The organism is Mesorhizobium sp. C432A (assembly GCF_030323145.1).
In the GTDB taxonomy this organism is placed as follows: Bacteria; Pseudomonadota; Alphaproteobacteria; order Rhizobiales; family Rhizobiaceae; genus Mesorhizobium.
The window spans coordinates 1,213,484-1,237,207 of the sequence record NZ_CP100470.1 but is presented as its reverse complement, the minus strand read 5'-3'; the positions used below and the strand labels follow the sequence as shown (position 1 = coordinate 1,237,207).

At 63.7% G+C, this 23,724-nt stretch carries 23 protein-coding genes and 1 pseudogene; 15 read left to right on the top strand and 9 right to left on the bottom strand.

Annotated elements, in window-relative coordinates; all coding sequences use genetic code 11:
• Position 1 precedes the first annotated feature (1 nt).
• Positions 2-1,216, bottom strand: coding sequence for a glycosyltransferase family protein (locus tag NLY33_RS05900; protein WP_023672150.1), 1,215 nt, complete (start codon positions 1,214-1,216; stop codon positions 2-4).
• A 590-nt stretch (positions 1,217-1,806) separates the two neighbouring features.
• Positions 1,807-2,247, bottom strand: coding sequence for an Lrp/AsnC family transcriptional regulator (locus tag NLY33_RS05895; RefSeq protein WP_023685065.1), 441 nt, complete (start codon positions 2,245-2,247; stop codon positions 1,807-1,809).
• Positions 2,248-2,393: 146 nt separating this feature from the next.
• Between NLY33_RS05895 and rocF the strand changes: the two genes are divergently transcribed.
• Entirely contained in the window at positions 2,394-3,329 is a 936-nt protein-coding gene (gene rocF, locus NLY33_RS05890; protein WP_023706789.1) for an arginase, read from the top strand.
• Positions 3,326-4,387, top strand: a complete 1,062-nt coding sequence (gene ocd, locus NLY33_RS05885; RefSeq protein WP_023706788.1) for an ornithine cyclodeaminase — start codon at positions 3,326-3,328, stop codon at positions 4,385-4,387. Before rocF ends, ocd begins: the two co-directional genes overlap by 4 nt.
• Before the next feature lie 6 nt (positions 4,388-4,393).
• Here the strand turns inward: ocd and NLY33_RS05880 are convergent, their stop codons facing one another.
• Both NLY33_RS05880 and NLY33_RS05875 read right to left on the bottom strand, forming a co-directional pair.
• Positions 4,394-5,395: a LacI family DNA-binding transcriptional regulator gene (locus NLY33_RS05880; protein ID WP_023706787.1), complete on the bottom strand. Its 1,002-nt coding sequence runs from the start codon at positions 5,393-5,395 to the stop codon at positions 4,394-4,396.
• 90 nt (positions 5,396-5,485) lie between these two features.
• Positions 5,486-5,672 (bottom strand): annotated as a pseudogene (locus NLY33_RS05875) (ABC transporter permease); the annotation flags it as partial.
• A 59-nt stretch (positions 5,673-5,731) separates the two neighbouring features.
• Here NLY33_RS05875 and NLY33_RS05870 point away from each other — a divergent pair.
• Both NLY33_RS05870 and NLY33_RS05865 read left to right on the top strand, forming a co-directional pair.
• Positions 5,732-6,487, top strand: coding sequence for a COG4280 domain-containing protein (locus NLY33_RS05870; protein ID WP_023706786.1), 756 nt, complete (start codon positions 5,732-5,734; stop codon positions 6,485-6,487).
• A complete protein-coding gene (locus NLY33_RS05865; protein WP_023672157.1) occupies positions 6,484-6,699 on the top strand; it encodes a hypothetical protein in 216 nt (71 codons plus the stop codon). Before NLY33_RS05870 ends, NLY33_RS05865 begins: the two co-directional genes overlap by 4 nt.
• On the opposite strand, the gene NLY33_RS05860 is transcribed toward NLY33_RS05865, so the two are convergent.
• Positions 6,693-7,325, bottom strand: a complete 633-nt coding sequence (locus NLY33_RS05860; RefSeq protein ID WP_023685059.1) for a methyltransferase family protein — start codon at positions 7,323-7,325, stop codon at positions 6,693-6,695. The genes NLY33_RS05865 and NLY33_RS05860 overlap by 7 nt on opposite strands.
• Before the next feature lie 229 nt (positions 7,326-7,554).
• On the opposite strand from NLY33_RS05860, the gene NLY33_RS05855 reads away from it, so the two are divergent.
• The 5 genes from NLY33_RS05855 to NLY33_RS05835 all read left to right on the top strand — a co-directional run bounded on the left by NLY33_RS05855 (position 7,555) and on the right by NLY33_RS05835 (position 11,535).
• Positions 7,555-7,812, top strand: coding sequence for a hypothetical protein (locus NLY33_RS05855; RefSeq protein WP_023706785.1), 258 nt, complete (start codon positions 7,555-7,557; stop codon positions 7,810-7,812).
• A gap of 65 nt (positions 7,813-7,877) precedes the next feature.
• The gene (locus NLY33_RS05850) at positions 7,878-8,678 is read left to right on the top strand and encodes a COG4705 family protein (protein WP_031196754.1); all 801 of its coding nucleotides are present in this window, start codon (positions 7,878-7,880) and stop codon (positions 8,676-8,678) included.
• Positions 8,679-9,299 carry a cytochrome b gene (locus tag NLY33_RS05845; RefSeq protein WP_245261217.1) on the top strand — a complete coding sequence of 207 codons (621 nt, stop codon included), beginning with the start codon at positions 8,679-8,681 and terminating at the stop codon, positions 9,297-9,299. It abuts the gene before it with no gap.
• A gap of 119 nt (positions 9,300-9,418) precedes the next feature.
• Entirely contained in the window at positions 9,419-10,090 is a 672-nt protein-coding gene (locus NLY33_RS05840) for a winged helix-turn-helix domain-containing protein (protein ID WP_023672160.1), read from the top strand.
• Between the two features lie 56 nt (positions 10,091-10,146).
• Entirely contained in the window at positions 10,147-11,535 is a 1,389-nt protein-coding gene (locus NLY33_RS05835) for a HAMP domain-containing sensor histidine kinase (protein WP_023708792.1), read from the top strand.
• A gap of 189 nt (positions 11,536-11,724) precedes the next feature.
• Here the strand turns inward: NLY33_RS05835 and NLY33_RS05830 are convergent, their stop codons facing one another.
• A complete protein-coding gene (locus tag NLY33_RS05830) occupies positions 11,725-12,594 on the bottom strand; it encodes a helix-turn-helix domain-containing protein (RefSeq protein ID WP_023706782.1) in 870 nt (289 codons plus the stop codon).
• Positions 12,595-12,700: 106 nt separating this feature from the next.
• Here NLY33_RS05830 and NLY33_RS05825 point away from each other — a divergent pair, with 106 nt between their 5' ends.
• The 5 genes from NLY33_RS05825 (at position 12,701) to NLY33_RS05805 (ending at position 19,018) form a co-directional block, all read left to right on the top strand.
• A complete protein-coding gene (locus NLY33_RS05825; protein ID WP_023706781.1) occupies positions 12,701-13,969 on the top strand; it encodes an ABC transporter substrate-binding protein in 1,269 nt (422 codons plus the stop codon).
• A 183-nt stretch (positions 13,970-14,152) separates the two neighbouring features.
• The gene (locus tag NLY33_RS05820; RefSeq protein ID WP_023672163.1) at positions 14,153-15,013 is read left to right on the top strand and encodes a carbohydrate ABC transporter permease; all 861 of its coding nucleotides are present in this window, start codon (positions 14,153-14,155) and stop codon (positions 15,011-15,013) included.
• A gap of 13 nt (positions 15,014-15,026) precedes the next feature.
• Entirely contained in the window at positions 15,027-15,863 is an 837-nt protein-coding gene (locus NLY33_RS05815; protein WP_023672164.1) for a carbohydrate ABC transporter permease, read from the top strand.
• A gap of 12 nt (positions 15,864-15,875) precedes the next feature.
• Positions 15,876-16,955, top strand: a complete 1,080-nt coding sequence (locus NLY33_RS05810; protein ID WP_023706780.1) for an ABC transporter ATP-binding protein — start codon at positions 15,876-15,878, stop codon at positions 16,953-16,955.
• Between the two features lie 29 nt (positions 16,956-16,984).
• Positions 16,985-19,018 (top strand): aldo/keto reductase, encoded by a 2,034-nt coding sequence (locus tag NLY33_RS05805; protein ID WP_023706779.1) that lies wholly within the window; start codon positions 16,985-16,987, stop codon positions 19,016-19,018.
• Positions 19,019-19,196: 178 nt separating this feature from the next.
• Here the strand turns inward: NLY33_RS05805 and NLY33_RS05800 are convergent, their stop codons facing one another.
• Positions 19,197-19,625, bottom strand: coding sequence for an Lrp/AsnC family transcriptional regulator (locus tag NLY33_RS05800; protein ID WP_023672167.1), 429 nt, complete (start codon positions 19,623-19,625; stop codon positions 19,197-19,199).
• Between the two features lie 150 nt (positions 19,626-19,775).
• Between NLY33_RS05800 and NLY33_RS05795 the strand changes: the two genes are divergently transcribed.
• Positions 19,776-20,879, top strand: a complete 1,104-nt coding sequence (locus NLY33_RS05795; protein WP_023706778.1) for a saccharopine dehydrogenase family protein — start codon at positions 19,776-19,778, stop codon at positions 20,877-20,879.
• A gap of 160 nt (positions 20,880-21,039) precedes the next feature.
• On the opposite strand, the gene NLY33_RS05790 is transcribed toward NLY33_RS05795, so the two are convergent.
• Positions 21,040-21,906: a glycosyltransferase gene (locus NLY33_RS05790; protein WP_023707473.1), complete on the bottom strand. Its 867-nt coding sequence runs from the start codon at positions 21,904-21,906 to the stop codon at positions 21,040-21,042.
• 206 nt (positions 21,907-22,112) lie between these two features.
• Entirely contained in the window at positions 22,113-23,501 is a 1,389-nt protein-coding gene (gene lpdA, locus NLY33_RS05785; RefSeq protein ID WP_023708793.1) for a dihydrolipoyl dehydrogenase, read from the bottom strand.
• Between the last annotated feature and the right edge of the window lie 223 nt (positions 23,502-23,724).

Here is a 23,724-nt window from a genome sequence, read left to right as displayed (position 1 = left end):
CTCAGTTCATGCCTTCAATGACCGAAAGGTGATGGCCGGCCCGCCGGTCGAGCAGTTCCGCGACGATTTCGGAAATATGAGGCAGCCCTTCCAGCGTCAGATGCGCATTGCTCTGCGATGGGCGGGGCCGGCCCGGCAAAACCTGCAGCGCATCGGCAAACCGCTGGGCATCCTCGGCTTCCTCAGGCAAAAGCATCTCGATGAGGCCGAGTTCGGCTGCGCGCCGTGCCCGGATCAGCTGTTCCTCGCGCGGCGTGACGCGCGGCACGATCAGCGCCGGCTTGTCGAAAGACAGTATCTCGCAATAGGTGTTGTAACCGCCCATCGCCACCACCGCCTTGGCGCCGGCAATCAGCTCTTCCATCCGGTTGTCGAATTCGATGATCTTGACATAGGGGATCTTGGCCCCCTTCCGGACCAGCTTGTTGCGCTTGCGCGCCGGCATGTAGGGCCCAAGCACGATCAGCGCCCGGTGCTGCAATCGCGGATCCTGCTGATAGGCCTCGATGACGTTGTGGATCAGGTCGGCGCCGTCACCGCCGCCACCGGTGGTAACCAGGATATAGTCGCCCTCGGGCCGGTGGCCGGGCAACTGGTTCTGCTGCAGGCTCCGTTGCAGGAAACCGACGAACTTCATCTTTGCCCTGACCGCCGGCGGCACCTCCAGGCCGGTCAGCGGATCGTAGAAATCCGGCGGGCCATAGACCCAGACCTTGTCGTAGAACAGGCCGATCTTGCGCATCACATCCCTGCGTGCCCACTCCGCTTCGAGCAAATGCGGCGCGTCCATCACCTCGCGCAGGCCAAGCACGAGCGTGGTGCCCCGCGTCTTGAGGTAGGACAGCGTATCCTCAATCTCTCCGCGCAGCCCCAGCGGTTCCTTGTCGACGATGAAGATATCCGGCCGGAAGCTCTCGGCCGTGTGGCGGATAATCGACTGCCGCATCCTTAGCGTCTCGTGCAGATCGATGTCCTTTTCCAGCGAGGTGTATTCGCCGTTTCGCAGCTTGATGACGCTGGGGATCTTCACGAAGTCGACGCGGGCGCGGTAGTCGAAGGCGCCGGCGATGGTGGCGCCCGAAATGATTAGCACCTGAAGTCCGCGGAAATCCCCGACCAGCGAATGCGCGATCGTTCGGCAACGCTGCAAATGGCCGAGCCCGAACGTGTCGTGGCTGTACATGAGAATTCGTGCGTCTTTTGCGTGCTGTGTCATTGTGAACGTCTTTTAGAATTCTCGCCGGACCGTGGGCAACCCCGCAGGCTTCGAAACCATTCTCGCGGGTCTATCGACCTGTTTTGAAACATGGGGGCGAGAGGTACGCAACGGCATTCTTCACCAGGTCACGAATGCCAGGGGCGCTGATTGTGGCGCCATGCCTTGTCTTCGCCGACGATAGACGGCCCGAGCACAAATCTCTGTCATGAGGCTTGACCCCGTGGAATTAAATGCCCTGCGGCCTGAGGCAGGCAAAGCGCACATTGCGAAAAATCAAGGGCGACCAAGGCGAAACGAGGCTGCCGCACATTGTGAGGAGAACCCGCACCTTGGGAAAATGCTTCATAATCCATCGAAACACAACGGCCGCCAGAGGCCGCACGTTGCGGCCTTTTATCCTGCCATCAGCCTTGGCCTGTGGCAAGCGTCCGGTCCTTGCACCGTTGAAGCTGGTGCAATCTCGCGTCATGCCGGCTTCCTCCGTCATGTGGAGGATAGCTGCGGCCCCAATGAGATTCGTCAGCCAGGCGACCCATTCGCCAGATCCGTCACAAAGCTTTGCGTGAACACGCCGGCCGGAAGGACGGCTACGCCAACCTTGCCCTTGTCGTCCTCGGCGTTGCCAGCAGCAGACTTGTCTCGCTGCCGGTTATCCCCGGGATGAGCCGTATCCGCCTAAGCACCGCGTCGAAATCGGTGAGCGACGCCGTTCCGAGTTCGACCACCAGGTCCCAGCGGCCATTGGTGGTGTGAATGGTCGAAACCTCGGCGAGGCCGCCGAGCGCCCGGACCACGCGGTCGGCGGCATGGCCCTCGATCTCGATCATCATCACGCCGCGTATCCGCTGGTCGACCGCGTCGGCGCGCAGCACCACCGTGTAGCCGATGATCTCGCCCGTTTTTTCCAGCCGCTCCATGCGCGCCCTGACCGTGGCGCGCGACACCCCGAGATCGACCGCGAGATCGGAGATGCTGCGCCGGGCATCATGCCTGAGCAGCGTGACCAGCCTTTCGTCGAGCAAGTCCATGATTCTATCCACTTTGACCAAGCTGACTTATCGGATTGATAAATCATTCTTCTCGAAATGCCAATTTCGCCTGTTCATTCTGCCGGGCCGGGATGGTTCATTCCACGCATCAACCGCCCAATCAATTTACAAGGACAACAAGAACCATGCGCTGCAGGATCGTTGGCGCGCCGGTGCAGGACGGCGCCGGCAGGATGGGATGCGAGATGGGGCCGAGCGCGCTGCGCACGGCCGGGCTTGCCTCGGTGCTGTCGGAACTCGGCCACGAGGTCGAGGACTGGGGCGCGGTGCAACCGGCCGCCGTGCGCGCAATCGTCCACGGCAATCTCGCGCTGAAGGCCCTGCCGGAGATTTCCGCCTGGACGGCGGCAATTGCCGAGACCGCCTATGCGGCTTCGCGAGACGCCATGCCGATCTTCCTTGGCGGCGACCACGCGATATCGGCCGGCACGGTGTCGGGCATAGCCCGCCGCGCCGCCGAACGCGGCCGGCCGCTCTTCGTGCTGTGGCTCGACGCACATCCCGATTTCCACACGCTCGATACCACCGTCAGCGGCAATCTGCACGGCGTGCCGCTCGCCTATGCCAGCGGCCGGCCGGGCTTCAACGGTTATTTCCCGGACCTGCCTGTCGCCGTCGACCCTGCCCACATCTGCGTCATGGGCCTGCGCAGCGTCGATCCGGCGGAGCGCCGGGCGCTGAGCGAAGCGGGGGTTACCGTGCACGACATGCGCACCATTGACGAGCACGGCGTTGCACCTTTGCTGCGCGCCTTCCTGGCCATCGTCGAAAAGGAAAACGGCCTGCTGCATGTCAGCCTCGACGTCGACTTCCTCGACCCCTCCATCGCGCCGGCCGTCGGCACCACCGTGCCCGGCGGCGCCACCTTCCGCGAGGCGCATCTGGTGATGGAGATGCTGTCCGACAGCGGCCTGGTCTCCAGCCTCGATCTGGTCGAGCTCAACCCGTTCCTCGACGAGCGCGGCCGCACCGCCACGCTGATGGTCGACCTCGCCGCCAGCCTGATGGGCCGCCGCATCATGGACCGCCCGACCCGCAGCCATTCCGGAAGCATTGCATGACCCAGCCTTCCCGCCTTGCCATCGTCCCCTTCGTCAGCGTCGACCGCATGATGAAGCTGGTGCTGACCATCGGCGTCGAGCGGTTCCTCACCGAACTCGCCGCCTATATCGAGGAGGATTTTCGCCGCTGGGAGCTGTTCGACAAGACGCCGCGCATCGCCTCGCACAGCCATGACGGCGTCATCGAACTGATGCCGACCAGCGACGGCCGGCTATACGGCTTCAAATATGTCAACGGCCATCCCAAGAACATGCGCGAGGGGCGCCAGACCGTCACCGCCTTCGGCGTGCTCGCCGATGTCGGCTCCGGCTATCCGATGCTGCTCACCGAAATGACGATCCTGACGGCGCTGCGCACCGCGGCGACCTCCGCTGTCGCGGCCAAATATCTGGCGCCGAAAGGCGCGCGCTCGATGGCCATCATCGGCAATGGCGCCCAGTCCGAATTCCAGGCTGTCGCCTTCAAAGCGCTGCTCGGCATCGACCGGCTGCGGCTCTACGACATCGACCGCTCGGCTTCGGAGAAATGCGCCCGCAACCTCGCCGGCAAAGGCTTTGACATCACCATCTGCGCGACCGGCCAGGATGCTGTGGAAGGCGTCGACATCATCACCACGGTGACCGCCGACAAGCTGTCCGCCACCATTCTGACCGACAACATGGTCGGTTCCGGCGTGCACATCAACGCGGTCGGCGGCGACTGCCCCGGCAAGACGGAACTGCACCGCGACATCCTTTTGCGCTCCGACATCTTCGTCGAGTTCTCGCCGCAGACGCGCATCGAGGGCGAAATCCAGCAGCTCCACGCCGACCATCCGGTGACCGAGTTGTGGCAGGTGATGACCGGCAAGGCGGAAGGCCGCAAGACGGCGGAACAGATCACCTTGTTCGATTCCGTCGGCTTCGCCACCGAGGATTTTTCCGCGCTGCGCTATGTCAGAGACCAGCTTCAGGCCACCGGCCTCTACGAGGAGCTCGACCTGCTCGCCGATCCCGACGAGCCGCGCGACCTCTTCGGCATGCTGCTCAGGGCAGCGCTGCAGCCGGCCGCCGCCTGAGGGACTTCAGCCGCTCAACGGCGCGCAGCTCTCCCGTTCGACGAGCACCGGCGTGAGCACTTCGCGGCGCGAATGCGCCGCCGGCTCGGCAACTCGCTCGATCAGCAGGCTCACCGCCCGCGTGCCGATCTTCTCGACCGGCTGTGCGATCGTCGTCAGTGGCGGCCAGGTGGTGACGGCATAGGGTATGTCGTCGAAGCCGATCATCGACATGTCGCCTGGGACCCGCAATCCGCGCCCGCGCAGCACTGTCAGCGCGCCCATGGCCATCAGATCGTTGCAGGCAAACAGCGCCGTGATCCCCGGCGCCTGCGCCATCAGCCGCTCCATCGCTGTGCGGCCGCCGGCAAAGTGATAGTCGGAATCCACCACCGAGGCCGGCGGCAGGTCGAGGCCGGCTTCCTGCAGCGCCCTGGCGAAGCCGCGCAGGCGGGCGGGGCTGGAGCTGGAATCGCGCGGGCCGCCGATGACGCCGATCTTCTCGTGGCCGAGCCCGGCCAGATAGCGGCCGGCTAGATAGCCGCCATGATCGTGATCGACCAGCACGGAATCGACATTGACCGAATGGATCTCGCGGTCGATCAGCACCGCCGGCACGCCGGGCAGAAGGCTGGAGAACACCCGCGCATGATCCGACGAGCCGGCGAAGATCAGCCCGTCGATCTGCTTGGCCATCAGCACCTGGAGGTAGCGCTCCTCCTTCTCGGCGCTGCCGTCGGAGTTGCACAGGATCACAGTATAGCCGGCAAGGAAGCCGGCATCCTCGATCTGGCGCGCCACGCCGGCGAAGAACGGGTTGGAATTGTCCGGCAGCAGCAGGCCGATGGTCTTGGTCTCGCCGCGCCTCAGGCTGCGCGCCAGCGTGTTCGGGCTGTAGCGCAAGGCGGCGATGGCCGAATGCACGCGCTCGGCCGTCTCAGGCTCGACATGGCGCGTGCGGTTCATCACATGCGAGACGGTTGCGACCGACACTCCGGCATGGCGCGCGACATCGGCAATCGTCGTCATTTCTTGTCCCCTAGTGCATGTCGCCCGGAGTGTCCGGCGGATCTGGGAAAATGACATCCATAAAACAAAAACCAAAAAGCGCGACGCGCTTTATCGGATCACCCTCAACAGCTTTTCCCGATAGGCATCCAGAATGACGGCGAGCACAATGACAAGGCCTAGCACGATCGGCTTGAAATTGTCGCCGACGCCGAGCAGCTCGTAGCGAACGCCGGCGACCGGGCCACCGATGTTGACGCAACAGATAGACCATGGCGACGATGCCGGCGCGTTCTCCCTTCCGCCGGAGCGCTGTATCCTTCTCAGGCTAGTGATTCCCGCAGACAGGAAACCTTCATGAACGGCCTGACGCCCATACTTTCCACCGTGACCGCCTCGTTCCTTGCCTCCTTCGTCGAAGTGGTCGAGGCCTTCACCATCGTGCTGGCGGTCGGCGTCACCCGCAGCTGGCGGCCAGCGCTGACAGGCGCGGCGCTGGCGCTGGCGGTGCTGGCGGCTCTGGTGCTGGCCTTCGGACCGCTGCTGGCGCTGATTCCCATTGCGGTGCTGCAGTTCGTCGTCGGCGTGCTCCTGGTCCTGTTTGGCATGCGCTGGTTGAGAAAGGCCATTTTGCGCAGTGTCGGCGTCATCGCCCTGCATGACGAGGACGCCGCCTTTTCAAAGGAAACCGCCGCTTTGCAGCAGCAGGCCAATGACCGCCGCGCCGATTATCTGGCCGGGCTCGCGGCCTTCAAGGCGGTGCTGCTCGAAGGTGTCGAGGTGGTGTTCATCGTCATTGCCGTCGGCGCCGCGCATGCACAGACCTTCTATGCCAGCCTTGGCGCGTTGGCGGCCTTCATCCTGGTAACGATCATCGGCCTTGCGGTGCACAGGCCGCTGACGCGGGTGCCGGAAAACGCGCTCAAATTCGCCGTCGGCCTGATGTTGACAAGCTTCGGCATTTTCTGGACCGGCGAAGGCCTGGGCACCGACTGGCCGGGCGCCGATCTGGCGCTGCTGGCCATCTTCGCAATCATCGCCGTCGCGTGCTTCGCCATGGTGCGCTGGTTGCGCGCCAGCTACCCCAAGGCTGCACAAGGAGTTGCTCGATGAACGTCGTCCGCCTCATTCTAAAGGAGCTCGTCGGCATGTTCATCGACGACGGCAGCCTTGCGACGTTGGCGCTGCTGTTGATCGTGGCGATTGCCGCGGCAGTGAAGCTGCTGGCGTTGCCGCCGCTTGCCGGCGGCGTCCTGCTTCTGCCCGGCTGCCTCGTCATCCTGCTCTACAGCGTGCGCCGCGCGGCACGGCGCTCCGGTCAGTAGAGGGTGAAAAACACCGGCAGCATGCCGCTGATCCGCAACTGCTCAATCGTCTCGATGGCCGGGAACAGCGCCAGGAAATAGAGCCCGTCCGTGAATGTCCGCCGCAACGCCTTTGTCGAGAACCGGCGTTCGGCTTGATCGTGAAACAGCAGCGGGTTCGGCCAGAAAGGCGGCGTGCGTTCGGCATAGACGCTGTAGGCGGGGCCGAACTTTCCAAACAGGAACTCGGCTTCCTTGCGCGCCGTCACCCGGAACACCAGGTAGCTCACCAGAGCCAGCGCCGCCGCCACCAGCACCGAGCCGTACATCAACCCGACGCCCGCCGCGCCGACCGTGGAAAAGAAGTAGAGCGGGTTCCGGCTCATCGAGAACGGGCCGATGGTGACCAGCTCGTCGTTCTTCCTGCCGCCGACATAGAGAATGCTCCACAGACGGCCAAGGAAGCAGACCAGCACGAAGCCGATGCCCAGCGCCTCAATGTATTCGTGCCCGTCCGAGCCTTCGACGAGAAAGGGCTTGGTGAACAGCAACAGCATGACGGCGAGGGCTGCCGCCACTTGTATGACGAGCAGGCGCTTGTGCTGGTCGAACGCCTTCGCTGCCGGCTTGGGGGGAGCGTAGCTCATCATAGTTCCTGCTCTCCGGCAGGGCTCATAGCGCCGGTGTCTCGCCACCCACTAGCGCTTCCGTGCGGCGATGGCGAGGCAACCGGCAGGAATTTCAGCCATTCTTACGAATTTGTAAGCGGGCGGACAGATTGCGGCGAGGTCGCCTGCCCATAGTCCTTATGCCGGCCGACCTGCCGGACATCGTTTCAACACCGCCTGGATATCGGCGCAAGACAGGAACACCAGCATGAAAAAGCTAACCCTCGCTTTCTTGCTCTGCGCCATTGCCATCGCCAACCCGGTCTTTTCAGCCGCTTCCGCTGCGACGCCTTGCGAAGACGCTCTGAAGGACCTGCGCGCGGCGGAAGCCTTGGCGGCGCTGAGCGCCGCGGACAAGACAAAAGTATCCGATCTCGAGGCCAAAGGCGTCGAGCGCTGCAATGCCGACGACGACAAGCGCGCCGACGACTTCTTCGCTCAGGCCATGAAGATCATGGGGAAGTAAGACCAAGCCTCGCCGCACGTACCGGGGAATAGGCCCGTCCCCGCCGAAACGACAAGGATCCCATCATGCTCTTGTCTGCAAGCACTGCACCCGCCGCACTGGCATCACCCAACAGGGTCCCTGATGTCACCGTCGAATTCTGGCTGATCAAGCTTTTGGCGGTCACCATGGGCGAGACGGCGGCCGACTATCTGGCCGTCAATCTTGGCTTCGGACTGACCGTCACCTCGCTGATCATGACCGGCATCCTTGTCGTCGCGCTGGCGCTGCAATTCGCGCAGAAGCGTTATGTGCCATGGGCCTATTGGCTGGCGGTGGTGCTGATCAGCGTCGTCGGCACCTTGATTACCGACAATCTGGTCGACAATTTCGGCGTCCGTCTGCAAACCACCACGATTGCCTTCACGGTCTTGCTCGCCGCGACATTCGCGGTCTGGTACGCCAGCGAAAGAACGCTCTCCATCCATACGATCGTCACCACCAGGCGCGAGATCTTCTACTGGCTGGCGATCCTGTTCACCTTTTCGCTCGGCACCGCGGCCGGCGACCTTGTCGCCGAGACGTTCGACATTGGCTATCTCACGACTGGCTTCTTGTTCGGCGCGGTCATCGTCTTCATCGCCCTCGGCTATTTCGCCTTCGGCCTCGACGCCATCCTCGCCTTCTGGCTGGCCTACATCCTGACGCGGCCGCTTGGCGCCTCGTTCGGCGACCTGCTGTCGCAGCCGGTCGAATATGGCGGCCTCGGCTTCGGCACCACCTTCACCAGCATGATCTTCCTGGGCTGCATCGTCGCCCTCGTTCTCTATATGAGTCTGAAGAAGGGCACCGGCGAGGCCGACAAAATCCTGCTTGAATCGGAGTAGATGCAAGCACCTGCACGCCCGCTTGACGCGACGAGAACGCGCCAAAACGTCAATGGATCCCTGCCGTGGGTCGCCCTGGGCAGCTATCGCGCTCACCTCATGGACGGAAGAATGAACTCCAGGAAATCCGGTTATAGCGGCCTCCAAATTAGCCTGCATTGGATGATAGCGGCGCTTGTCCTGTTCCAGCTCCTGTTCGGCGAAAACATGACAATCTATGTCGATGCGGCAGCGGACAGACGCCAACTGTCGTCCTACGGGCAGACCATGGGGTCCGCCCATTACTGGGTAGGCCTGGCGATCCTGTTGCTGGTGTTCGTGCGACTGGCCGTCCGCCTCTTCATCGGTGCGCCCAAGCCGCAATCCACAATGCCGAAATGGATGGCTTTCGCCTCACGCACAACGCATGCGCTGTTCTATGGCCTTCTCGTTGCCGCTCCTGTTTCCGGGCTTCTGGCCTTTTATGTTTGGAGCTGGATGGGCGATGTCCATACTTGGGCAAAGCCGGTATTCATCGTTCTGATCTGCATTCATGCCGGTGCGGCACTCTTCCATCATTTTATTCTGAAAGACGCCGTGCTGCGCAGGATGCTTGTCCCTGCGCGCGATCCGGTCGGATGACACTTATGGACATGTGCAACGACCACGAGCGACCAGGCGCGGCGGATATTCTAGGAACGGACCGCCGCCGGTGCTAGCATGCCGCTCTGGCAAAGCCTCGGCAACAGACCGGAACAGAGATGCGACTTCTCCTTGTTGAGGATGACCCCAGGACCGCAGACTATGTCGTCAAGGGCCTGAGCGAAGCCGGGCATGTCTGCGATCTGCTGCGCGACGGGCATGACGCGCTGTTTGCCGCGACACGCGACGCCTATGACGTGATCGTCGTCGACCGCATGCTGCCCGGCCTCGACGGCCTGTCGATGATCAAGGCGGTGCGGGCGGCCGGCGTGCGCACGCCGGCGATCTTTCTGACCTCGGTCGGCGGCGTCGACGACAGGGTTGAAGGGCTCGAGGCCGGCGGCGACGACTATCTCGTCAAGCCATTCGCCTTTTCCGAACTGCTCGCCCGCATCAACGCGCTCGGCCGTCGCCCTGCGGTGCAGGAGCTGAAGACGACGCTGCGCATCGCAGACCTCGAAATGGACCTGATCCAGCGCCGCGTCACCAGGCAGGGCCAGGCGATCGATCTGCAGCCGCGCGAATTCAGCCTGCTCGAAGTGCTGATGCGCGGCGAGGGCCGCGTCATCACCCGCACCATGCTTCTGGAACGGGTCTGGGATTTTCACTTCGACCCCAAGACCAGCGTCGTCGAAACCCATATCAGCCGGCTGCGCGCCAAGATCGACAGGCCGTTCGAAACCGCGTTGATCCACACCGTGCGCAACACTGGCTACAGTGTTCACGACTGAGGCGCGGCATGACAGAAACTTGCCATGACTGAAGCTTGCCATGACTGAAACGCACTATGACTGAGACAGGCTCTCGCCTGCTGCGCAGCACGCCGTTTCGGCTGGCCCTGACCTTCGCCTTGCTGTTCGTGCTCGCCTTCATCCTGTCAGGCGCCATCGTCTACCAGCTGATGAGCGCGGATCTTGCCGAGCAGCTCGACCAGTCGGTCAAGGAGACCTATTCGGTCGTGGCGGTGACCTATGCCGGAAACGACCGGGAGGATCTGGTTTCGGCAGTCGACAGCCACGCCGCGCTCAGCCCGAGCAAGGAACAGCTGTTCTCGCTCACCGATCCCGCCGGCAATCATCTGGCCGGGAATTTCACCGCCGCCGACCTTCCGGATGGCTTTTCCGATTTTGCCGCTTCCCTGCCAGGCGTTGCGCCGGACACTATGTACCGCGCCTGGACCGGTTCGGTCGGGCCCAACAGCCTGACAATTGCCTTTTCGCTTTCCGAAACCGAGGAGCTGGAACGCATCGTTTTGATGAACTTCGGCTGGGCCACCCTGATCATTTCAGGGCTGGCGGTGGCTGGCGGCGCCTTGCTGGCGTCGCGTGTGCAGCGTCGCCTCGACGGCATTGCCACCACCATGGACGATGTCTCCAACGGCCGGCTCGACGCCCGCATTCCACTGCTCGGCAATGGCGACGACATTGACGGCGTCTCGCGCCAGGTCAACGCCGCGCTGGAGCGGCTGGCGGCGCTGGTGGACGGCATGCGCCAGGTCAGCGCCGACATCGCGCATGATCTGAAGACGCCGCTCAACCGGCTGCAGATGATTTTGGAAGCTGCGGCCGACAGGACCGCGCGGGGTGAGGCCGTTGCCGATGAGCTGGCGGAGGCACGTGGGGAAAGCCTGCAGATCAACGATACTTTCGATGCGCTGTTGCGTATTGCCCAGATCGAGGCCGGCGCCCGCAAGGCGCGCTTTGTCGATCTCGACCTCACCGGCGTCATCGATGCCATTGCCGAAATCTACGCCGGTGTCGCCGAGGATGACGGCAAGTCGCTGTCGGCCACGATCGTCCACGGCACGCCATGCCTGGTCCACGGCGACCGCGACCTGCTGACGCAATTGTTTGCCAATCTGGTTGAGAACGCGCTGCGGCATTGCCCCGATGGCACGGCAATCCTTCTATCGGTGCGGCGGCAAGGCGACCGCATTCTGGCTGAGGTCGCCGACAATGGCCCCGGCATCCCGGCGCAGGAGCGCGAAAAAGTGTTCCAGCGGCTCTACCGGCTCGACTCCAGCCGCACCACGCCCGGCAGCGGCCTGGGCCTCAGCCTGGTGCGGGCAATCGCTGACCTGCATGGTGCAACGATTGCGCTGGAGGATCGCCGGCCTGGGCTGGCGGTAATTGTCGGGTTTCCTCGGGCGGAGGGCACCGGTCCCGGCTTGAAATGACAACGCCAGAGCCAGGTCGACCCCACTCCGTCGAGCGAAGCAGCGACGGAGTGGGGGAAGGCGCTCATGAAACGCGAAGTCGCTGACAATTCTCCAAGTTGATGATCGCAGTCGACAAAGGTGGTCGCGATTAGCCTTGCACATGTTTCCACCCGAACGGCTGCGGGTTGATCAAGACGACCGTTGAACCTACCGGCCCACCGCACCCCGGCGAAAATCCGAGGGCGACATCCCCGCCAGCTTGCGGAAGGATTTGTTGAAGGCGCTGAGCGAGCCGAAGCCTGAATCCATGGCGACGCGCAGCACATTGGCGTCTTCATGCATCAAAAGCGCCTGCGCATAGCTCAGCCGCAGCAGGTTCATATATTCGTTGAGCGTCATGCCGGTCGACTTCTTGAAAATGCTCATGGCGTATTTGGGATGGATGTCGGCCGCCGCCGCGATGTCGACGCAGTCTATGTCGTAGAGGAAATTCTCGGCGATGAAGTCGCACATGCGACCGACATTGCGCAGCGATTGCTGGTCGAACGGGCCGCCGGGTTCCTGGCCGATGGCGGTTTCCGGCACCAGCCGGTAGGGCTCGAAGCGCACCCGCTCCAACCGCAGCAGCAGCTCGTTCACGGCGTGCTCGGTTATCGCCGGATCGCCCGAGCGGAAATAGCGGTTCCAGCGTTCGAAATTGTGATGATCGGCCTGGTCGGTCGCCGATGTCACCAGCGTGGCGCCCGTCATCAGCCGGTGGCGGACATCCGTCGGCAGGTGCAGGCGGAAGAAATGCACCAGCGGCAGATGCGCGCCGGCATAGATGGCGTCGTCGGAGAGATCGTCCATCTGGTGCGGCAGCCCGCCCCAGAACAGGCACATGTCGCCCGCCGTGAGCGCGATCTCGTGCTCGTTCATGCGGTAGTGCACGCTGCCGCGGACGATGAAATTGACCTCGACCTGGGCATGCCAATGCGGCTTCAGCATCACCAGCGGATGGTTGTGAAACATCTGCAAAGCCATCGGCAGGCCTTCGACGCTGCTGGCGCCAGGCTGGTAAAACGGCCGTTCCGGCATCTTACTTTCCGCCCATCTTTTATTCCCGTTGTCAGGGACAAGCCTTCCGCGCCGCCTAGTCTAGCCATGCTCGCGAAGAGAGAGCAAATGAAATGGGAGGATTTCAATGCGCACGACACTGATCTGTGCCGCGCTGGCGCTTGGCCTGGGCTCAGCCCCGGCTTTGGCGCAGTCCGGCGAAATTACGATCTGGAGCTGGAATATCGCCGCTTCGTCGCTGAAGGCTACGGTGGCCGGCTTCAACAAACAGTATCCCGACGTCAAGGTCACCGTTCAGGATCTCGGCAACCAGCCGACCTATGACAAGTCGATCGCCGGCTGTGCGGCCGGCGGCGTCGGCCTGCCCGATATCGTCTCGATCGAAAACGGCGAGGCCGAGAATTACTGGAGCCAGTTCCCCGATTGCTTCGTCGATTTGCACACGCTGGGCTACACCGCCGACGACCAGAAGAAATTCCCGGACTTCAAGCGCACCGAACTGGAGGTCGGCGACAAGGCCTATGCCATGCCGTGGGATTCCGGCCCGGTAGCCGCCTTCTACCGCCGCGACTTCTACGAGAAGGCCGGCGTCGATCCGGCCTCGATCAAGACCTGGGACGATTTCATCGCCGCCGGCAAGAAGGTCCAGGCCGCCAATCCCGGCGTCACCATGACCAATGCCGATTTCAACGGCGACACCGAATTCTTCCGCATGATTTCCAACGAACAGGGCTGCGGCTATTTCGCCGCCGATGGGCAGTCGATCACCGTCAACCAGCCGAAATGCGTCGACACGCTGGCCAAGATCAAGGACATGAAGGACGCCGGCATCATCTCGTCGGCCGACTGGGGCACCAAGATCACCAACAACACCGCCGGCACCGTCGCCACCCAGGTCTATGGCGGCTGGTATGAGGGCACCATCCGCACCGAATCCGCCGGCGAAAACGGCAAATGGGGTGTCTACCTAATGCCGAGCCTGACCGCCGACGGCCCCCGCGCGGCCAATCTCGGCGGCTCGTCGCTCGCCATCACCTCATCCTCGAAGAACAAGGAGGCCGCCTACGCCTATCTGAAATACACGCTCGAGACCAATGAAGGCCAGATTACCATGCTCAGGGATTTCGGCCTGGTGCCGTCACTGATCTCGGCCCTCGACGACCCCTACGTCTCGCAGGGCCTGCCCTATTGGGGCGGCCAGGCAGTGTGGAAGGACATTCTCGCCACGCTGCCCAAGGTGGTGCCGAGCCGCGGCACGCCGTTCCAGAGCGACGCCGAAATCATCATGCGCGCCGTGCAGACCAAATATCTCGGCGGCGGCTATCCCGATGCCAAGGCCGCCCTCGACGACGCCGCCAGCCAGATCGCTTCGGCGACTGGACTGCCGGTCAAGTAGGCGCCACTTCCCCTTCTCCCCTTGTGGGAGAAGGTGGATCGGCGCGTTAGCGCCGAGACGGATGAGGGGTGTTCCAGCGGAGTGAAACGTTGGCGTTTCCTGGAACACCCCTCATCCGTCGCCTTCGGCGACACCTTCTCCCACAAGTGGAGAAGGAAGAAACAAAAGGAAGGAGGAGGAACCATGCGCTACCAGAACGCCACGGCCTATCGCTTCCTCACGCCCTACCTCCTGATCTTCGCCATCTTCTGGGTGTGGCCGATCATCTCCTCGTTCATGATTTCCTTCCAGGCGACGCGCACGGTGCCCTGGCGCTTTGCGCCGACGTTCAACTGGGGCCGCCTGATCGGCGACCCCGCTTTCTTCAACGCGCTGAAGAACACGCTGCTCATCCTCGTGATCCAGGTGCCGGTGATGATCTCGCTGGCGATCATCATGGCGGTACTGCTGAACTCGCCGCTGCTGAAAGCACGTGGCCTCTACCGCTTTGCCTTCTTCGCTCCGGTGGTGGTCGGCGAGGTCGCCTATTCCGCCGTGTTCCGGCTGATGTTCAACCTGGATTTCGGCATCATCAACAAGCTCCTGGCCGGCGTCGGCCTGGCCAAGATCGACTGGTTCTCCAACGTCACACCGGCCATGGCGCTGATCATGATCGCGGTAACCTGGCGCTGGGCCGGCTACAACGCCATCATCCTGCTCGCCGGCCTGCAGTCGATCCCCGAGGACGTCTATGAAGCAGCGACGCTCGACCGCGTCAGCAAGCTCAAGCAGTTCTTCTACATAACGCTGCCGCTGCTCAAGCCGGTCATCGTGTTTTGCGCCGTGCTGTCGATCATCGGCACCATGCAGCTTTTCACCGAACCGTTCCTGATCACGGAGCGCGGCGGTCCCGGCGGCGGCACCGAGACGCTTGGCCTGCTGCTCTACCGCCAGGGTTTTCGTTCGCTCAATTTCGGCTATGCCTCGGCCGTCGCCTACACCATGGCGGGGCTGGCCATCGCCATCACGCTGGTGCAGCTGTGGCTGACAAGAGAGCCGAAATGAGAGGGGCGCCGAAATGAGTTCGCTCTCGCAACGCCGGCTCGGCCGCAGCGTCCTGCTACATCTGGTCCTGACGCCGCTGGCGGTGATCTGGCTGTTTCCGCTGTGGATGATGGTGGTGTTTTCGACCATGCCCGACAACGGCATTTTCAGCCCCGGCATCGAGCTTCTGCCGCACGGCAATTTCGTCGACAATTTCAACAATCTGCAGCGTGACACCAATTTCGTCGGCGCTATCGGCATTTCGGTGGCGGTGGCGGTGACCTACACCTTCTTCTCGGTGCTGCTGACCTCGATGGCCGGCTGGGCGCTCGCCCGCTATCAGTTCTTCGGCAAGGGCGCGGTGGTGGCGATCATCCTCGGCACCATCACGCTGCCCTATGCGGTGGTGCTGATCCCGCAATTCATCATGGTGGCGCGCGACTTCCAGCTCGCCAACACCTGGATTGCGCTGATCGTGCCACCCTTGTTCAATTCGCTGGGCGTGCTGTTCATGCGCCAGGCTTTCTCGATGATGCCGGCCGACCTTTTCGACGCGGCACGTGTCGAGGGCGTCAAGGAATGGCGTATCTTCCTGTTCGTCGCTTTGCCGCTGGCGCGGCCGATGCTGGCCGCACTCGCCATCATCCTGTTCCTCGCCTCGTGGAACAATTATCTCTGGCCGCTTTTGATCAACAGCCAGCCCGGCGCGATGACGGCCCCTGTGGCGCTCGGCACGCTGATCGGCCTGACCAAGGTCTCATGGGGCGGCATCATGGCCGGCGCCGTCATGCTGACCGTACCGATGCTGGTCGTCTTCGTGCTGCTGCAGCGCCATTTCATCGCCGGCATCGCCGCCGGCGCCGTCAAGTAGGACTAGAGCGATATGGCGGCAGTCACCCTCACCAATGTCGTAAAACGCTTCGGCGTCTATGAGATCATCCATGGCGCCAACATCGATATCGCCGATGGCGAGTTCGTCGTCTTTGTCGGCCCGTCGGGTTGTGGAAAATCGACGCTGCTCAGGATGATCGCCGGGCTGGAGGATATCAGCGGCGGCGAGATCGCCATTGGCGGCAAGGTGATGAATGATGTCGAGCCGGCCGAGCGCGGCATCGCCATGGTGTTCCAGTCCTACGCGCTCTACCCGCACATGAGCGTGGAGCAGAATCTGAGCTTTGGCCTCAGGATGACCGGCAACCCCAAGGAGGACACCGAGCGGCGGGTGAAGCGGGCCTCCGAAATCCTGCGCATCACAGAGTTGATGGCGCGGCGGCCCAGGCAATTGTCCGGCGGCCAGCGCCAGCGCGTCGCCATTGGCCGCGCCATCGTGCGCGAGCCGCAAGTCTTCCTGTTCGACGAGCCGTTGAGCAATCTCGACGCCGAGCTGCGCGTCCAGATGCGGGTCGAGATCTCGCGCCTGCACAAGGAACTCGGCACAACGATGATCTATGTCACCCACGACCAGACCGAGGCGATGACGCTGGCCGACCGGATCGTCGTGCTGCGCGGTGGCCATGTCGAGCAGATCGGCAGGCCGCTCGATCTCTACGACAATCCCGACAACCAGTTCGTCGCCGGCTTTGTCGGCTCGCCGAAGATGAATTTCATCAAGGGCCGCGTCGTCGGGCGCAACATGAGCAGCGTCACCGTCGAGCTGGTGGGCGAGGAAATGACCCGCATTATGCAACCGTTGACCGGCGCCGTGCCGCAAACAGGAGCCAAGGTCATTGTCGGCGTGCGGCCCGAACATTTCGGCAATGGCGGCGAAGGCGACGCCGACCTCACCGTCGGCATCGACGTGGTCGAGCATCTCGGCGGCACCAGCTTCATCTATGCCAGGACCGCCCATGGCGAAGACCTGGTGATCCAGCGCGACGCGGCAAAGGTCCCCGACACCCAGGAGATCACCGTGTCCATCCGCAAATCCTATCTGTTCGACGAAAACGGCCAGCGGCTGCGCTGAGCGCTTCCAGCCTTGCAAGGAGAATGACCATGACTGCAACCGCGCCCATCCGCTGGGGGATACTCGGGCCCGGCGACATCGCCAAAGCGTTCGCCCGCGGCGTGGCAGGCTCGCGCACCGGCACGATCGTGGCGCTCGGCGCCCGCAATCCCGGCAAGGCAGGCCTGGCCGAGACGTTTCCCGGCGCCCGCATCCTCGACGGTTACGACGCGCTGCTCGCTGACCCCGAGGTCGACGCCGTCTATATCGCCATCCCGCATCCCGGCCATGCCGAATGGGCAATCAAGGCGGCGGAAGCCGGCAAGCATGTGCTGTGCGAAAAGCCGCTGGCGCTGACCGCCTTCGAGGCCGACGCCATGATCCATGCTGCGCGCAAGGCCGGCACCTTCCTCGGCGAAGCGTTCATGTACCGGCTGCACCCGCAGACGGCGAAGCTGGTGGAACTCATCAAGTCGGGCGTCATCGGCGATGTCAGGCTGATGAAGTCGAGCTTCGGCTTCGCCATGCCGGGCTTCATGCCCGAGCACCGGCTCTACGCCAACGATCTCGCCGGCGGCGGCATCCTCGATGTCGGCGGCTATCCCGTCTCGATGGTGCGGCTGATTGCCGGGGCTGCGACTGGAAAACCCTTCGCCGAGCCGGACAAGGTTGTCGGCACCGCCCATCTCGGCAAGTCCGGCGTCGACGAATGGGCCTCGGCGCTGCTGCATTTTCCCGGTGGCATCGTCGCCGAGGTATCCTGCAGCATCTCGCTCAAACAGGACAATGTGCTGCGCATCCTCGGCACCAAGGGCCGCATCGAAGTGCCGGATTTCTGGTTCGCCGGCGGCGGCAACCGCGATGGCGGCCCTGGCCGGATCGATGTAATCCTCGCCGACGACACGCGCGATACCATCAGCGTCAACGAAACCCGCCATCTCTATTCCTTCGAGGTCGACGCCGCCGGCGAGGCGATCCTGGCCGGCAAACAGGAGTTCGCCTGGCCGGGCATGAGCTGGGCCGACAGCCTCGGCACGCTGCGCGTCCTCGACAGATGGCGCGCCGCCGTCGGGCTCGAATATGAGATCGAAAAGCCGGCTAAGCGAACCAACACCATTTCGGGCCGGCCGCTGCGCACCGGCGGCACGGCCATCGGCAAGCGCAAGATTCCGGGCCTGTCGAAGCCGGCCTCCGTGGTGGCGCTCGGCTTTGAGGATTTCCGCACCTTCTCGTCGGGCGCAATCCTGCTCGACGCCTTCTTCGAGACCGGCGGCAATCTGTTCGATACCGGCTATGTCTACGGCGCCGGCTACACCGAAACGCTGCTTGGCCAATGGCTCAGGAATCGCGGCGTGCGCGAGCAGTCGGTGATCATCGCCAAGGGCGCCCACTCGCCGCTCTGCTATCCCGATGTCATCGGCAAGCAGCTCGCCCAGTCGTTGGACCGGCTGCAGACCGACCATGTCGACCTCTATTTCATGCACCGCGACAACCCGGATGTGCCGGTCGGCGAATTCGTCGATGCGATGGACGCCGAGGTCAAGGCCGGCCGCATCCGTGGCCCGTTCGGCGGCTCGAACTGGACGATGGCGCGCATGGACGAGGCGATTGCCTATGCCGAGCGCACCGGCAAGCAGAAGCCCGGCGTGCTCTCCAACAATTTCTCGCTGGCCGAGATGCTGGAACCGATCTGGGCCGGCTGCATCACCTCGTCCACCGACGACTGGAAATCCTGGCTGACGAAAAGGCAGATGCCCAACTTCGCCTGGTCGAGCCAGGGCCGCGGCTTCTTCACCGACCGCGCCGGCCGCGACAAGCAGGACAATGAGGAGCTGGTGCGGGTCTGGTATTCCGAGAAAAATTTCGGCCGCCGCGACCGTGCCATCGAGCTGGCGCAGCGCCTGGGCAAAAGTCCGATCCACATCGCGCTCGCCTATGTGCTGGCGCAGCCTTTTCCGTCGGTGCCGTTGATCGGCCCGCGCACGCTGGACGAGTTGGAGGACAGTTTGAAGGCGCTGGATATCAAGCTGTCGGCGGAGGATGTGGCGTGGCTGGATAGCGGGCCGGAAAGGCGGCGGGCTTAGCAGCTAATCTCCCCCCTTGAGGGGGAGATGTCGCCGAAGGCGACAGAGGGGGTCGCCTCGCGTGGAGCGCTAACCTCCTTCTGCAGCGGCAGGTAGGCCGAGCCCAGTCGAACCGACCCCCTCTGGCCTGCCGCTAATCTCCCCCGCACGGGGGAGATTAGCGGCTCATGCGTTCCACCTACCGATCGATCCGTGTCGACAAAATAATCGACGACGACGTCCGCTCGACCCCGTCCATCGCCCCGATCTCGTCCAGCAACGCATCCAGATCCCTGATCGACGGCGCGTCGACGATGACGATCATGTCGAAATTGCCGCTCACCGAATGCAGCGTCCTCACCGGCGGCAGCGCCTGCAGCGCCCGCACCACCTTGTCGGCGAGCTTGGGCGTGACGGTGAGCAGCACATGCGCCCGCACCAGCCCCTGCTCGTAGTCCGGCGCCATCCGCACGCCATAGCCGGTGATGATGCCGCGCTGTTCCAGCCGCTCGATCCGGCTCTGCACTGTCGTGCGCGAAACGCCGAGCTGGCGCGCCAGCTCAGTGGTCGACGCGCGGGCATTGGCGCGCAGCAGGGAAAGCAGTTTTTGTTCGGCGTCACTGAGCATTTCGACGAACCTCGTCGGCGTATCGTTCAATTGCAGGGTTCATTTCGAACGATCCCACGCTTCCTTTCGACAGGCAAGCTGCGATTCTTGAAGGCATCGCGTCCACCGCGCGGCGGTCTGGGCCAAAGAGTTTTCACGAGGGGCAAGGTCATGAAGAAAATCATCGTCGTCGGCGCCGGCAAGATCGGCTCCACCATTGCAGGCATGCTCGCCGACAGCGGCGACTACCACGTCACCGTTATCGACCGCGCGGCGGTGCAGCTTGCCGCGGCCGAACTTCCCGCCGGCGTCGAGGGGCTGGAGCTCGATATCGCGGCGCCGGGCGCACTCGAGGCCGCCCTTGCCGGCGCCTTCGCCGTGCTGAGCGCCGCCCCCTTCCATTTGACCACGCGCATCGCCGAAGCGGCCGCCGCAACCGGCGTGCACTATCTCGATTTGACCGAGGATGTCGTCTCGACCCGCCGCGTCAAGGAGCTGGCCAAGTCGGGCAACAGCGCCTTCATTCCGCAATGCGGCCTGGCGCCGGGCTTCATCTCGATTGTCGCCAATGATCTCGCCAGCCGCTTCGACACGCTGGAAAGCGTTCGCATGCGCGTCGGCGCGCTGCCGCAATACCCGTCCAATGCGCTGAACTACAATCTGACCTGGAGCACCGACGGCGTCATCAACGAATATTGCGAACCCTGCGAGGCGATCGTCGAGGGCGAGCTGATCGAGGTGCCGCCGCTGGAGGAGCGCGAAGAGTTCTCGCTCGACGGCGTCACCTATGAGGCCTTCAACACCTCCGGCGGTCTCGGCACGCTGGCCGAGACGCTGAAGGGCAAGGTGCGCACGCTGAACTACCGCACCATCCGCTATCCCGGCCACGCGGCGATCATGAAGGCGCTGCTCAACGATCTCGGCCTGCGCCACCGCCGCGACGTGCTGAAGGATATCTTCGAGAGCGCCCTGCCGGCAACGCTGCAGGATGTGGTCATCGTCTTCGTCACCGTCTCGGGCCGCCGCAATGGCCGCCTGCTGCAGGAAACCTACGCCAACAAGATCTATTCGCAGCGCATCGGCAACCAGGTGCGCAGCGCAATCCAGATCACCACCGCCTCCGGCATCTGCGCCGTGCTCGACATGCTGGCCGACGGCACCTTGCCGGCGACCGGCTTCGTCAAGCAGGAAAACATCGCGCTGGATGCGTTTCTCGCCAATCGTTTTGGGCGCGCTTATGCGCAGCACGAGATGGTAAGCCGGCTGGCAAGCTGAGCTACTTCACCCTCCCCCTTGTGGGGAGGGTCGGCGCGCAATCGGAGCGAAGCGGAGATGGCGAGACGGGGTGGGGGTGAGCGCCGACGGTTGGCGAGGACCCCCACCCCGCTCCGCTCCGCGATCGACCCTCCCCACAAGGGGGAGGGTGAAGCGCCCGCTACTTCCGCAGAGCCATCGGTCGTCCGAGCAGAAACCGGATGAAGTTGCCTGCGGTCCGCGGCGCCATGCGGGGCTGCGTCGCCTGTCGTGGCGCGCTTTGCCTTCGCGCTGGCACCTTGGGTTCGACACCCGGTCGGCCCACCGTGAAGGAGGGCCCCGAGACCGGCTTCCCCCTCAACACGTTGGCGGCGTTGTTGTCATGGATGACGATGCACCATTGCGCGCCCTTCGATGCCGCCACGACGGTGTTGAAGCGCGTCGCCATTTTTGCGTGGTGCTCGCTGTAGACGCCGCTCATCGCCGGCGATCTCCTTTCGACCAGCGTGCCGAACGCCGACGTGACATAGTCGTGGTGCGTGTAGCGTCCGCTTGCCGTGTCGAAATTCTGGCCGTCCGGAAAGGCAATGTAGAGCGGCTGCAGGTCCACCACACGCTTTTCGATCTCCCGGCGCGCGTAGTGCTCGACGCGCTCCATGAAGGTCGGCGCCAGCGCGTCGTCGCTGTCGAGCCGCGTGAGCGAAACATAGTCGGCATCGGTATCGGCCTGGACGAAGGCATTGAAGCGATCATTGTAATCCTCGCCCGCCTCGACAAGGATCGGCCTGACGTCGACACCGGCCACGCAGCTGCACACGGTGCGAATATAGTTCTCGTGCGTATCGGCATCGAACGCCAGAAGGACGGTAAAATCCTTCAGCGACTGGCCTTCGAGCGACGACGCGCAATAGGTGTCGAACAACGCCAGGCGCTCGACCAGCCAGACCGGGTCGAGATTGGCGCGGCCCTTTCCGTCCCACTGGCTTGGCTTGAAGCCAGCGGCGATGTTGTAGCGTATGGCGATGTATTTCTTCAGGCCGGTGTCCATGGACCGACACTTAGTACATTCCGCTGATCTGCGACAACCAACGGCTGAGCGGCCACCCTCCCCCTTGTGGGGAGGGTCGGCTCGCGGTCGGAGCGAAGCGGAGATGGCGAGACGGGGTGGGGGTGAGCGCTGACGGTCGGCGAGGACCCCCACCCCGCTCCGCTACGCGGATCGACCCTTCCCCACAAGGGGAGGGTAAGCGCACTTCAAATATGCAGCGCGTGGCCCAGCGCCTTCAGCGCCGCTTCCTGGAAGCCTTCGCCTTGCGTCGGATGCGCATGGATGGTGCCGGCGATATCCTCCAGCCGCGCGCCCATTTCCAGCGCCAGGCCGAATGCCGCCGCCAGCTCCGACACGCCTTGCCCGACCGCCTGGATGCCCAGCACCAGATGGTTGTCCGCGCGGGCGACCACCCGGACGAACCCGTCCTCGCCGAGCTTGGTCATCGCGCGACCGTTGGCGGCAAACGGATACTGGCCGATCTTGATTTCGCCTGAAGCCTTCGCCTCCTCCGGCGTTAGCCCTGCCGTCACCAGCTCCGGATCGGTGAAGCAGACGGCCGGGATCGAGCGCTTGTCCCAGCTGCGCTTGTGGCCGGCGACGATCTCGGCCACCATTTCGCCTTGCGCCATCGCCCGGTGCGCCAGCATCGGCTCGCCGGTGACGTCGCCAATGGCATAGATGCCGCGCATCGAGGTGCGGCACTGGTCGTCGATCTTGATGAACTTGCCGGCCATGTCGAGATCGATCTGATCGAGGCCCCAGCCCTCCGTCACCGGCTTGCGGCCGGCCGTGACCAGGATCTTGTCGGCGGCAATTCTGGCGCTCTTGCCGTCCGCGGTCTCGACCAGCAGCGCGCCGCCCTTGACCCCCTTGGCGTTCGCACCGAGCATGACCTCGATGCCGAGCTGGGTGAGCCGTTTCACCACCGGCCGGGTCAGTTCCGCATCATACTGGGCCAGCACGCGCGGCAAGGCCTCGACCACGGTCACCGCGGCGCCCATTTTGGCGAACGCCATGCCTAGTTCCAGCCCGATATAGCCGCCGCCGACCACGGCGAGCTTTTTCGGCACCTCGCCGAGAGCCAGCGCTTCTGTGGATGAAATCACCGGGCCGCCGAACGGCAGGAACGGCAGTTCCACCGTCGCCGAGCCGGTGGCGATCACAACCGTTTCGGCGCGGATGATCTGGGTGCCGGTCTCGGTCTCGACCGCGACGGTCTTGCCGTCGCGGAACGTCGCCCAGCCATAGACGGTCTTGACCTTGGCCTTCTTCAGTAGCCCGGCAACGCCCCCGGTCAGCCGGCTAACAATGCCGTCCTTCCACGCAACCGTCTTGCCGAGATCGAGCACGGGCGCTGCTACCGAGATGCCGAGCGGACTGCTGCCGCCGGCCATATGCGCGACCTTCTCGAACTCTTCCGCCGCATGGATCATCGCCTTGGACGGGATGCAGCCGACATTGAGACAGGTGCCGCCCGGCCTGCCAGCTTCGACGATCACCGTATCGATGCCGAGCTGGCCGGCACGGATAGCGCAGACGTAGCCGCCGGGCCCGGCGCCGATGACCAGCAGCTTGCAGGAGATTTCTTTCATGGCGTGACCCTTTGATGCGAGGGAATGTTCCGTCGCGATCCTTCGCGCCCCCCTCTGTCCTGCCGGACATCTCCCCCACGAGGGGGAGATCAGCAGCTTCTTCGCTTCGCTCATTCCTGCAACGATGGAGATTGGCGAAACCCTGCGTGACGTCCCATCTCCCCCCTTGTGGGGGAGATGCCGGGTAAGGCAGAGGGGCGCGCTGTCCCGCCGTCATCTCGCT

Coding starts and splice junctions, on each gene's coding strand:
- NLY33_RS05900 (WP_023672150.1), bottom strand. CDS start 1,216: ATGACACAGCACGCAAAAGACGCACGAATTCTCATGTACAGCCACGAC.
- NLY33_RS05895 (WP_023685065.1), bottom strand. CDS start 2,247: ATGGACTTGCTCGACGAAAGGCTGGTCACGCTGCTCAGGCATGATGCC.
- rocF (WP_023706789.1), top strand. CDS start 2,394: ATGCGCTGCAGGATCGTTGGCGCGCCGGTGCAGGACGGCGCCGGCAGG.
- ocd (WP_023706788.1), top strand. CDS start 3,326: ATGACCCAGCCTTCCCGCCTTGCCATCGTCCCCTTCGTCAGCGTCGAC.
- NLY33_RS05880 (WP_023706787.1), bottom strand. CDS start 5,395: ATGACGACGATTGCCGATGTCGCGCGCCATGCCGGAGTGTCGGTCGCA.
- NLY33_RS05870 (WP_023706786.1), top strand. CDS start 5,732: ATGAACGGCCTGACGCCCATACTTTCCACCGTGACCGCCTCGTTCCTT.
- NLY33_RS05865 (WP_023672157.1), top strand. CDS start 6,484: ATGAACGTCGTCCGCCTCATTCTAAAGGAGCTCGTCGGCATGTTCATC.
- NLY33_RS05860 (WP_023685059.1), bottom strand. CDS start 7,325: ATGAGCTACGCTCCCCCCAAGCCGGCAGCGAAGGCGTTCGACCAGCAC.
- NLY33_RS05855 (WP_023706785.1), top strand. CDS start 7,555: ATGAAAAAGCTAACCCTCGCTTTCTTGCTCTGCGCCATTGCCATCGCC.
- NLY33_RS05850 (WP_031196754.1), top strand. CDS start 7,878: ATGCTCTTGTCTGCAAGCACTGCACCCGCCGCACTGGCATCACCCAAC.
- NLY33_RS05845 (WP_245261217.1), top strand. CDS start 8,679: ATGCAAGCACCTGCACGCCCGCTTGACGCGACGAGAACGCGCCAAAAC.
- NLY33_RS05840 (WP_023672160.1), top strand. CDS start 9,419: ATGCGACTTCTCCTTGTTGAGGATGACCCCAGGACCGCAGACTATGTC.
- NLY33_RS05835 (WP_023708792.1), top strand. CDS start 10,147: ATGACTGAGACAGGCTCTCGCCTGCTGCGCAGCACGCCGTTTCGGCTG.
- NLY33_RS05830 (WP_023706782.1), bottom strand. CDS start 12,594: ATGCCGGAACGGCCGTTTTACCAGCCTGGCGCCAGCAGCGTCGAAGGC.
- NLY33_RS05825 (WP_023706781.1), top strand. CDS start 12,701: ATGCGCACGACACTGATCTGTGCCGCGCTGGCGCTTGGCCTGGGCTCA.
- NLY33_RS05820 (WP_023672163.1), top strand. CDS start 14,153: ATGCGCTACCAGAACGCCACGGCCTATCGCTTCCTCACGCCCTACCTC.
- NLY33_RS05815 (WP_023672164.1), top strand. CDS start 15,027: ATGAGTTCGCTCTCGCAACGCCGGCTCGGCCGCAGCGTCCTGCTACAT.
- NLY33_RS05810 (WP_023706780.1), top strand. CDS start 15,876: ATGGCGGCAGTCACCCTCACCAATGTCGTAAAACGCTTCGGCGTCTAT.
- NLY33_RS05805 (WP_023706779.1), top strand. CDS start 16,985: ATGACTGCAACCGCGCCCATCCGCTGGGGGATACTCGGGCCCGGCGAC.
- NLY33_RS05800 (WP_023672167.1), bottom strand. CDS start 19,625: ATGCTCAGTGACGCCGAACAAAAACTGCTTTCCCTGCTGCGCGCCAAT.
- NLY33_RS05795 (WP_023706778.1), top strand. CDS start 19,776: ATGAAGAAAATCATCGTCGTCGGCGCCGGCAAGATCGGCTCCACCATT.
- NLY33_RS05790 (WP_023707473.1), bottom strand. CDS start 21,906: ATGGACACCGGCCTGAAGAAATACATCGCCATACGCTACAACATCGCC.
- lpdA (WP_023708793.1), bottom strand. CDS start 23,501: ATGAAAGAAATCTCCTGCAAGCTGCTGGTCATCGGCGCCGGGCCCGGC.